The sequence below is a fragment of the Candidatus Neomarinimicrobiota bacterium genome, assembly GCA_041862535.1.
Lineage (GTDB): Bacteria > Fidelibacterota > Marinisomatia > SCGC-AAA003-L08 > TS1B11.
This window is the reverse complement of the sequence record JBGVTM010000314.1, coordinates 1-8527: the sequence shown is the minus strand read 5'-3', so window position 1 is coordinate 8527 and position 8527 is coordinate 1. Positions and strand designations below refer to the sequence as shown.

Genomic DNA, 8527 nt, shown 5'->3' with positions numbered 1-8527 from the left:
TTCAGAAAAAGGAATAAGAAATCTCAGACATAGTCTCACAGTTATTTTCGCTAAAGTAAAATCGCAAAAGAGCCATTAAGCGCCGACTCTTTAAACTTTAAAGTAGTTTAAGTAGGCGCTTATTTTTTGGCTCAATACTATCGCTGCGGCGGTTACTTCAGCAGCACCGCCTGCGGGCCCGCCGATGGTGATGTAGTCAATAGTCCTATTCCCCAGCAGTCTCCATCCTCAGGAGCGAATTTTCCCGTACCCTTGCCCGGCCAGCCGCGTGTTTGAAGGCTGCCTAAAGCCTTCCCTGGAAGTTTACGGCCCCCGAGTCGCTCAAGCCTGGGGCGTAGTGTTGTCGTTCTGCCGGCATGAAGGCTTCTTTCAAATTTCGTGGCAACCTTTTCCAATTTCCGAGCGTCTAAAGGACAGATCAGAGAGAAAAAGCAGGCAATGAAGAGCGCATTTCAAGGGGACAGGTAAAATGAAGATTTTCAACTTCACCATCATTCCACTGGCTTCGATTCTGGTTCTAGGTGGAGCCATGATAGTTACCAGAGATTACACCACGATTGAAACCGATACCCACGAATTCAGCTATACGGCGTCGTGGGGCTCTCAGAGTTTCGATGAAGCTCTGTGGCAGGCGGTAGATATAATTGCCCGAATCGAAGAGAATCTGCCCCCGGAAATCGAGAGCTTCCATATTAAGATTCAGCCCTCCACCGAGGAGCTGCCAGTCATTCAGTTAGATTTTGAGCGGGTATATCTGTTAGGATTGATGGCAGGCGAAATTCCTCCGGAGACTTTCATAAGGGAACATGTTGACTTCAACTAGCCCCGGATGGTTCTCGCTCCTCTCACGGTATCATCAACGACCGGTTGAGGACCAGGTGGGCTAATCCTCGATATCCCTCCGATGACTACCCCCTCCTCTGCCCAATCCACGCCCCACATCATTGCGTATGTGGGGCGTGGACCCTCATTTCAAGCCCTCCGGCTGTAGATAGGCCTCTATAAGAGATAAGAGCTCCCGTTCCAACGTCCCGTTGGAACGCCATTGAATCCACTGGCGGCGATCTCTCCAGCGGCTAATATATACCAGGAAAACGGGCTGAATGGTCACCCGGCTGTATTCCGGGCGGGCATAGGAGAGCCTGATAGAGACCAATACATGCAAATCGGCATGCAGCATCTTGCCCCATATTCCGGGCCGGCCGGGATAGGCCAGCTGCTTCAGCCCTCTTTTGGGGAGTGGTCGATGAAGGGTGATAAGCTGGTTGGGAGTAGTGCGGCGGGTGTCCAGCTCCAGGTCATAGCTGGAGGAGCGTACCGCCTTCGCCGCGGCGTCGGCGAGTAGCTGCGCTGAAACCTGGAACTCTTGAAAGTAGGGTAAGTTGGAAGGAGCGCTCCCCCCTGGTCGTCCCACACAACCCAGGCCAAACAAGGCCAGCACGATGGGGACTAGTAGTATTAAATGACCAGAAAAGGATCGCGGGGACTTCTTACCAAGTAGTCGTACTTGAATGAACTGGGGATTTTTCAGTGAGCTCGCGTAACTATTTTTGTTCTTTCTTGGGGCTTACCTTCTCATCAAGGGCCTTGATGTCATCCTCTATACGGCTGATGACTTCCTGCATATCCAGAATGGACCGGTTGGTGCGCCGTTTGAAGGTGCCAAGATCGTCGGAGAGGGTCCTAAGCTCGCTGTTTAGGTTACGAATGTCCTCCCGGAGCATCTCTTCAGCCTGTTGGAGAAAGAAATTGGTTTCCTCAATTTTATTGCCCAGGCTATCACTCACTGTCCGGAGGCGATCACGCAGAGTAGCTATGTCAACCTGCATCCTTTGAATATGCTTTCCCCGCCCCACGAATCTGAGATCCAGCTGGCGATAGGCCTCATCAATCACCTTCTTATGGCCCATAAGCTCTTCATCGTTTTGACTGAGGACTTCCATCCTCTGGGAACGATTATTATCGACAATGATCCCATAATACAGTGAGAAACCCAATAATATGATCACCAATAAATTGATTATCTTCTGCATTCTAACTCCGGTTATGACACATGGTTATTCAGCCGACCCCTCCAGGTCTGCCAACCGCCGCTCCCATTCCGGCACCTCCTCTTCAGGACTCACTTGAGGCGTGTAGGCAGCTGGCCCGGTGACCAGCTCCCGCTGCTTGATCTTGCCCAATAGCTCTTCCTGCGTCGCAGCGCTATGCCTTAGACGCTCTATTAAAAGGTCGATCTCAGCCACAAATTCCCGCACCGTGATTTCCATCCGATGAATCAGCTGCTCCAGCAACGCTTCCCCATACCCCTCATCAACCTGCTCCACAAGAGTGTTTACCTTCTCTTGAAGGTAAACCGCTCTATCCGGGCGCGTGGAAGTCTCTCCATTCATACGGTTTATCCCTGCACTGAACAGTTAGGCTATTTATAAACAGGTGTAAATTTCTTGAAACATAGAGAAGAATAGCAACCTCTAATTCATTTCAGGGTAATAAACTGTCGCTTTCTCGTAAACAGAGTGGATTGGTGCCTACTTATCAGTCCACCTCAGTGCTGCGAAACGATAATCCGGGCAACTCCTGGTGAACTAGTTTGCCAGTAAATATGTACCCATTTGTAGCCGTAGGATTACAGAATAACCGTTCCAATGCGCTGCAAACGGTACCAAGTCAGGAAAGGAAAACGTTTGAGATCCAGTGAAAAGTAGACAAAAAGGGCCTTGCCGAGAATATTCTTATGGGGAACAAAACCCCAGAAACGGGAATCAAAACTTTGATCTCTATTGTCCCCCATCATGAAGTAATAGTCCTGTTCGACAACATAGTAGGTGACCGGCTCGTCATCTATAATTATCTGGTCCCCTTCCAGTCGCACATCGTGCCCGTCCCTTTTAGCAACGTGCCAGAGCGCAACCCGGTCATGAACCACTGACAAGGTATCCCCCTTCGATGGCACCCGGACCGGTTCATAGTTATCCTTATTCCCATTACCTCGAGGAAAAATATTGGGATCGATCCAGTCCTCCGGTTGCGGTTCACGTTCCAGAAACTGCATATGTTTGGGATGGTAAAAGAACTCACCGTCAACCAGGATTTCCCGCTGGTGGATCTCGACGGTCTGACCGGGACCGGCAACCAACCGCTTGACGTATTTATCCGAAGGGTTGTACGGATACTTGAAGATCACCACATCGCCACTCTTCGGCTTCCGGAAAGGCGGGAAGCGTACCCAGGGGATATCAAAACCTAGCCTGGTATAGGGAATACCCAGCCAGTCCGGGGTGCGCATGCCATAGATGAATTTATTTCCTATCAGGAAGTCACCTACCAGAATGGTTCTCTCCATGCTGCCCGTAGGCACAATGTAAGCCTCCACGACGGTGGCTCGCAGGGCCAGGGCAATCAGGACAATAATCCCCAAGGATCGGAGTTCACGTAGAAACCTGGAAGAACCGGCAGTGGTCTGCTTTCTAGCTCCGTTCCCCATTTTCTTCCTCATTAACTTATTTGTTTACTCAGTAGCCAGCCGCACCTGATGCCCGGCGGGAATCAGCGGCACCAAAATACCAACCTGTCTCCGGGTCAACGTAAATGCTGTGTGCCGCGCCGATCATTCCTCCAAGATAGCGCACTGTATGTCCCATACGCACAAGCCTCTGCCTTGTTTCCGGACTGATAGCCCGCGGTTCGGCCATAATTTCATCCGGGCGCCACTGATGATGAATCCGGGGCGCTTCCACCGCCTCTTTCAGGCTGAGGCCAAAATCCACCACATTGGAAATGACCTGGGCGACGGTGGTAATAATCTTACTGCCACCTGGAGTGCCTACGATTATAAGGAGCGTATCGTGCCTGGTGACGATAGTCGGGGCCATGGAACTGAGCATACGCTTACCGGGCTCAATGGCATTGGCGGTGCCGCCTGTCAATCCATAAATATTAGGATAGCCGGGCTTGATGGCAAAATCGTCCATTTCGTCATTCAGAAAAAAGCCCGCCCCTTTTACAACTTCACCCGAGCCGTATAAATCATTGATAGTGGTGGTAACAGCTACGGCATTACCCCAGCGGTCCACCACACTGTAGTGGGTGGTTTCTTCGGATTCCAGTAGTAGCCTGGCATTCCCGTGTGAAACATCCTCACTCTGAGTCGCCCAATCGAAGGATACGTCGCGCCAGCGTCGCGCAGCATAGGTTTTGGATATCAGCTTGGCGACCGGCACATTCACATAATCGGCATCGCCCAGGTAGTGCGCTCGATCGGCGTAAGCCCGGCGCTCGGCCTCAACCATGACGTGGATGTGTTCGGCAGAGTGGAACTCCATCTCAGATAAATTCACCAACTCCAGCTGGTTTAGAATTTGAGCCAGAACAATGCCGCCTGATGACGGGGGGCCCATACTGATGATTTTAGTATCGTGATAGTTGAATACTACCGGCTGGCGCTCGATGGCCTGATACTCTGCGAGATCCTGCCTGGAGATGAGGCCGCCCCGACGCTGCATATATTCTACCAGTAGCCGGGCCGTTTCGCCGCTATAGAATTCGTTCGGTCCCTGGGAAGAGATCCGACGTAGGGTAGCAGCCAGCTCCGGCTGCCGGAACAGGGCGTTAAGTCGCAGAGGGCGTCCTTCAGGGTAGAAAATGCGCCTGGTTTCCTCAAACCGGGCAAGGCGCTCCTCCCGGTCCACCAGGTCCTTGTGGAGCTGGTAAGTCACGGCGATACCGTTTTCGGCCAGCTCGATAGCCGGCTCCAGGACCGTTTCCCAGGAGAGACGCCCGTACTTTTCCATGGCCAGGCCGAATCCTCTGACCGTACCCGGTACACCGCTGGCGAGAATACCGGTGGTGCTCAGGCCGGGGATGACTTCCCCGTTTTCGTCCAGGTACATGTTCCGGGTCGCTCGCCCCGGAGCCCCTTCCCGGAAGTCGATGGTGGTGGACCGACCGTCGCTGAAGCGAATGACCATAAAGCCCCCACCGCCGATATTACCGGCTCGGGGTTCAGTAACGGCCAGGGCAAAACCCGTGGCAACCGCGGCATCGACGGCATTCCCTCCCCGCCGGAGAATATTCAGCCCCACCATGGAAGCGACAAGGTTGTCCGACACCACCATGCCCCGCCGTCCAACGGTATCAGCGGTCCGGCTCCAAACTTCAGGAACCAGGAGCCCGATAATCAATATGCAGGTGAATAAACGCCTAATCTGCACGAATAGTGTCAGGTTGGTGTGCTATGCTAGGACCAGCCTTGGTAAACTTAACGGATATTACATCGAATCGCACCTCGGAGTCGATCCCTTTTTCAGTACAGTATTTCTGGGCGGCGGCCATAATCCGGTCCCGCTTTGTCACCCCTATCTGCATTTCAGGTTCTCCCCACCCACCAGGAACCTGGGACTTCACTTCGCAGATAACGGTGATGCCCCCACGCTGGGCAATGATATCCAGCTCTCCCAGGTGAACCGCGTGATAGTTCAGCTCCCGGATGGTGTAGCCGTTCTCAATCAAGTAGGTGGCCGCCAGGCGCTCTCCCAGCTGGCCTAAAGTCTGGCGATCCTTCAGCTGGTGCCATCGGGGCAGGTGCCGCTTCACAGGCCGGAAGGACTGGCGGTGAATAGGACAGGCACCGTGTGTAGCCAGGGCCTGAAAGTGGGCCTTGGTGCCGTAGCCCTTGTGACGGTCGAAGCCGTATTCGGGGTACACCTTGTGGTATTCGGCCATGAGGCGGTCCCGATAGACCTTGGCTATGATGGAGGCGGCGCAGATGGCCGGCACGGTCTCATCACCGTCCACCACGGTTTCCTGGGAGGGATGCTCCAGGCGGATATTCCGGCCGTCAATGAGGAGGTGGTCCGGCTGAGGTTTGAGGACGTCAACAGCGCGCTGCATGGCGGCGATGGTGGCCTGAAAGATGTTCCGACGGTCGATCTCTCGGCGCTGGCTCTCCCCGATTCCCACGGCGGTAGCCCGGTCAAAAATCACATCGTACAACACCGCTCGGCGTTTAGCTGTCAGACGCTTGGAGTCAGCCAGTCCTTCGATAGGCCGCTGAGGGTCCAGGATGACCGCCGCTGCAACTACCGGCCCGGCCAACGGCCCCCGACCGGCCTCGTCAATGCCAGCGACGAGCTGTGCCATGTGCACTATCGTTTCCAGGGGATTTGCCGCTCATCTGTCAATGGTAAGCGGGAGGGAAAGTTCCGTCCCGGATTTCCTACTTGCTCGCTTTTCTCTTTTCCAATGCTTCCCTTATCGCCTTCCCACATCCCGTCACACACGGTTCGCCGTGGGCCGAGCAGAGAATCTCAATCTGGATCTGAGCCAGTTTTTCGGCACTCTCCCGGACCCGGGCGGGATCATCCATGAACCTGTCCGGCAGCAGCTGAAAGGGCTCATTGGAAGCCCGGATGAGTAGATCACCACAGAACAGGGCTCCGGAGCCACCCTCCGTTTCCATGAGGAGGGCGAAGCTGCTACCCATTCCATGGATCTGGATAGTCGTGAATCCGCCGGGCAGGGAATCACCATCGCGGTACCACTGATCCGGCTCCTCTTCCAGCTCCGCCGCTCCCTCCGGAGCATACACCGGCACTCCTAGAGCGTTGCGATAGCGCCAGGCCGAGCGCTGGTGTTGACCGCCGGTAAGGTATATCGCCGCCACATTTTCCAAGGTAGCCTGAGCCTTATCAGTCAGCGGTAGGGGATCGATGAGGATCAGCCCCTCGGGCGTCAGGACTGCATAGGCGTCGCTGCGGTAGTTATCGATGCGGTCGTCAGGGACCGTCCAATGATATAACCACGGTGTGAGGGGCTGGATGCGGTCCGCCCTGGCTTTAGGTTCGGACACGATGAATTTCCTTATTTCACTTATGATTGTCCCGGATATGCCTTGGGGTCCTTACCAGCTGCCGGTAAAGTTACCGGGTTCTCGCAGGCAGTTCGAGGGTAAAGTAGCGGCCACCGTCTCAACCTAGCGCCAGTCCGCCACCTGCCACTGCCGCCCATCGGAGCGTAGCACCAGAGCGCCGTCCCGGTCGGTGCGGTGCACTACGCGGGCGATGCTCTTCAGGCGGGCCAGCGTTTCCGGCGAAGGATGCCGGTACACATTGCCCTCCCCTACTGATACAACCGCCCCGGCAGGATGGCAGGCATTTAAAAAAGGTGGCGCGCTGCTGGTACCGGCACCGTGGTGCCCCACCTTCAGCCAGTCGGTTCGGAGGAAGTCGCCATAGGCCAATAGACGCAGCTCCTCACCCCGCTCGGCATCGCCCATAAAGAGCAACGAGGTAGCCCCATATTGCACCTTAAGAACCAGGGATGCATTATTCACCTTTCGCGCGTTGGCCAGCTGGAAAGTGTCAGGTGAGAGAACGAAAATATCCACCTTGCCCAGCTGTACCGTCTCTCCAGCGGTCAGGGGATGCGTGGCTATCCCTATAGAATCAGCTAGCCATTTCAGGCGGGTGTAGAGGGCACTGCTGAATCGACTGGGTGTATCCCAGATCTCATCAACAGGCATATGCTCGATCAGGTGGAGCAAGCCCCCCATATGGTCGGCCTGGGGGTGGCTTATGACTGCCGCTTTGAGGCTGCTGACGCCCTGTCCCCGAAGATAAGGTGCCACCACCTGCTCCCCGCGATCATACCATGGATTTCGCATGCCGGCGTCGACCAGCATATGGCGCCCGTCGGGCAGGGCCAGGTGGATGGCGTCCCCCTGCCCCACATCCAGAATGGTCACCTGCAGGCATTGGCCAGCCAGAGCCGATTTCCATAGCAGCACGTTGGCCACCGCTAATACCGTGGCTGCCAACCGGACTCGATAACGGGGCCTTCCTGGCCGGAACCAGAAGGGGAAGACAATAATAGCTATTACCAACACCGCCAGGGCGATAGAACCTGGCCTACCGACAATCATCTGGGGGTGTGGCAGCCGGTAAAGCAGATCCACTGATGCCTGGATGAGTGCCAAAAACAACCAGGCGGCATTGGCGAATATAGTCCCCAGCGCTTCCCACACCAGCAGACCTAACAGGGCCAGTAATTCCGCGATCACGGCCAGGCCCGCTAGCGGTATGACGACCAGGTTGGCAATGAGGACATAAACGGAAACGGTATGGAATACGGAGAGCATCACCGGCAAAATCCCCACCTGGGCTCCCAAACCCACTAGAAAAAGGTCCAGCCCGTACCGCAGGGGTCGCTGCCGGTAGATCCAATCGCCGGTAGGTGTATTGCTGATCCAGGCTCGTATCCGGGGATAGATATAGAGAATGCCTGCCACGGCTGCAAACGAGAGCTGAAAGCTGGGAGTGAACAGGCTGCGGGGAGTGATGAGCAGACTGATGATAGCCGCCGCGCCCAGGAGATTCCACAGATTGGGACGCCTCTCCAGAGACCGCCCCCAGGCATACAGGAACGCCATGATACTGGCCCGGACAACGCTGGGCGGGGCCCCTGTCAGGAAGACATAGCCCAGCAGCCCTGATCCCACTAATAGAAACCGGTATCTCCGGGGGAGGGG

General features: G+C 55.3%; 9 protein-coding genes. 1 reads left to right on the top strand and 8 read right to left on the bottom strand.

Annotated features, from left to right (window positions below):
- Positions 1–469 precede the first annotated feature (469 nt).
- Entirely contained in the window at positions 470–823 is a 354-nt protein-coding gene (locus ACETWG_11360; GenBank protein ID MFB0517184.1) for a hypothetical protein, read from the top strand.
- 144 nt (positions 824–967) lie between these two features.
- Here the strand turns inward: ACETWG_11360 and ACETWG_11355 are convergent, their stop codons facing one another.
- The 8 genes from ACETWG_11355 to ACETWG_11320 all read right to left on the bottom strand — a co-directional run.
- Complete coding sequence (locus ACETWG_11355) at positions 968–1441, bottom strand: hypothetical protein (protein MFB0517183.1); 474 nt, start codon at positions 1439–1441, stop codon at positions 968–970.
- Between the two features lie 103 nt (positions 1442–1544).
- On the bottom strand, positions 1545–2033 hold the full coding sequence (locus ACETWG_11350; GenBank protein ID MFB0517182.1) for a hypothetical protein: 489 nt from the start codon (positions 2031–2033) through the stop codon (positions 1545–1547).
- Positions 2034–2057: 24 nt separating this feature from the next.
- A complete protein-coding gene (locus ACETWG_11345) occupies positions 2058–2393 on the bottom strand; it encodes a hypothetical protein (protein MFB0517181.1) in 336 nt (111 codons plus the stop codon).
- A gap of 236 nt (positions 2394–2629) precedes the next feature.
- Positions 2630–3487 carry a signal peptidase I gene (gene lepB / locus ACETWG_11340; GenBank protein ID MFB0517180.1) on the bottom strand — a complete coding sequence of 286 codons (858 nt, stop codon included), beginning with the start codon at positions 3485–3487 and terminating at the stop codon, positions 2630–2632.
- A 28-nt stretch (positions 3488–3515) separates the two neighbouring features.
- Positions 3516–5117, bottom strand: a complete 1602-nt coding sequence (gene ggt / locus ACETWG_11335; protein MFB0517179.1) for a gamma-glutamyltransferase — start codon at positions 5115–5117, stop codon at positions 3516–3518.
- Positions 5118–5202: 85 nt separating this feature from the next.
- Positions 5203–6141, bottom strand: coding sequence for a ribonuclease HII (locus ACETWG_11330; GenBank protein MFB0517178.1), 939 nt, complete (start codon positions 6139–6141; stop codon positions 5203–5205).
- Positions 6142–6217: 76 nt separating this feature from the next.
- The gene (locus ACETWG_11325) at positions 6218–6850 is read right to left on the bottom strand and encodes an MBL fold metallo-hydrolase (GenBank protein ID MFB0517177.1); all 633 of its coding nucleotides are present in this window, start codon (positions 6848–6850) and stop codon (positions 6218–6220) included.
- A 123-nt stretch (positions 6851–6973) separates the two neighbouring features.
- The coding region (locus tag ACETWG_11320; GenBank protein MFB0517176.1) for a DNA internalization-related competence protein ComEC/Rec2 at positions 6974–8527 on the bottom strand (1554 nt) is incomplete at its 5' end.